Genomic DNA, 1,453 nt, shown 5'->3' with positions numbered 1-1,453 from the left:
GCCGAGAAGCTGGTGGACATAGGTGGCGTCCTGGTAGGTACGGAAGGACATGAGCACCTCGGCGCGGGGGCAGTCCCAGCCGGTGGAGATCGCCTCCATGGCGAGCAGCACGCGGATGTGCGTGGCGTCCTGGACGCGCTGCGGGGCGATGTAGTTGACCACCTGGCCGGGCAGGTGGCGGTCCGCGTGGGTGCCGAAGACGTGGGCGATGTCCTGCGGGCGCAGCTCGGGCCACTCGTCGTGGATGACGTCCAGGATCTGGCTGAGGTGGTCGTCCGAGGGCTTGTCCGCCACCTGCACCACCAGCAGCGGGACCACGGGGTCGGCCTCGCTCTGTTCGACTGCATACGCGCACTGCTTCGCGTAGCAGGGTGGTGTCGAACACGCCGGCCTCAGCTGGGATGACGAGCACGATGTCGTCCTTGAGCAGCCCGGAGGCCTGCACCCGGACCGGGTCGACCTGCACGGGGGAGAGCGCGTCGCGGCCCTGGGCCTGGGCCATGGCCTGTGTGAACCGCTCCACGGTGGCGGAGATGCCGAACACGATCGGCATGGGCGGGGCCCCCGCCGTGCCGTTGATCAGGCGCTGGACGATGGTCTGGCGGTCCCGCTGGGGCTTCATGCCGCGGTGGGCCTCGTCCAGGATGAAGTAGAGGGTGCGCCCCTCCCGGGCGACCGTGGCGGCGATGACGTCGTAGAGGGTGCGCTGAGCCATGTCCGGGGCCGCCAGCACCGGTGTGCGGCTGTTCGTCGGGGCTGTGGCCCCGCGCACCAGGCGGCCGCCCTCGCGCAGCTTCTGGGCGTTGAGGAAGTAGACCATCCCGGGCGCGAAGCTCTCCTCGCTAAAGGAGGCCTCCACCGTGCGGAGCCGGCTGCCGAGTTCGCTGGAGGCGGCGTTGATGCGGATGCGGGACTGCTCGTTGAGGGACGGGTCGTCGGAGAACCAGAGCACGGTCGCCCCGGGGTCCGGCTCGAAGTCGAACTCATCGGATCCGAAGAAGAGGGCCTCGATGACGGCGGCCACCATCACGGTCTTGCCCGCACCGGTGGTGGCCGCGAGGGCGAACTGGGAGAGCGCCTCGTAGCGCTGGTAGTTGTCCCGGGCGCGGTGCAGGTGGCGCAGGACGTCGGCGACGGCGTCCACCTGGTAGTCCTTCAGGGTGTAGCGCATGCTCTCAGTCCCTCCGGTTGATCTGGAAGTTGTGGAGGTAGGACTCGTAGAGGCGCACCGGGGTGACGCGCTCGGGGAGTGCGCGGGCCACGTTCTGGTAGGCGGCCGCGGAGTCCGTGACGATGTAGGCCGTCTCCACCGTGTCACGGGACTCGAGTGCCTCGAGGAAGTGAGCGGCCTGGTCGATCGACTCCAGCACGCCGTAGGCCTCCGCGACGTCCCAGCCCCGGGCTCCGAGGTTCATGATGATGCGGCCACGGGACCCAGCCCGCATCCACAGCA

General features: G+C 69.4%; 2 protein-coding genes and 2 pseudogenes. 1 reads left to right on the top strand and 3 read right to left on the bottom strand.

Going from position 1 to position 1,453, the window contains the following annotated elements:
* Positions 1-318 (bottom strand): annotated as a pseudogene (locus tag ACFWJO_RS37175) (hypothetical protein); the annotation flags it as partial.
* Between the two features lie 104 nt (positions 319-422).
* Between ACFWJO_RS37175 and ACFWJO_RS37170 the strand changes: the two are divergent.
* Positions 423-653 carry a hypothetical protein gene (locus tag ACFWJO_RS37170; RefSeq protein WP_386872531.1) on the top strand — a complete coding sequence of 77 codons (231 nt, stop codon included), beginning with the start codon at positions 423-425 and terminating at the stop codon, positions 651-653.
* On the opposite strand, the pseudogene ACFWJO_RS37165 reads toward ACFWJO_RS37170, so the two are convergent.
* Positions 575-1,171: pseudogene (locus ACFWJO_RS37165) on the bottom strand (DEAD/DEAH box helicase family protein); the annotation flags it as partial. The gene ACFWJO_RS37170 and the pseudogene ACFWJO_RS37165 overlap by 79 nt on opposite strands.
* Before the next feature lie 4 nt (positions 1,172-1,175).
* The coding region (locus ACFWJO_RS37160) for a hypothetical protein (RefSeq protein WP_386872530.1) at positions 1,176-1,453 on the bottom strand (278 nt) is incomplete at its 5' end.

Source organism: Streptomyces sp. NPDC127092 (genome assembly GCF_042722475.1).
GTDB lineage: Bacteria > Actinomycetota > Actinomycetes > Streptomycetales > Streptomycetaceae > Streptomyces.
This window is presented reverse-complemented; position numbering and strand designations above follow the sequence as displayed.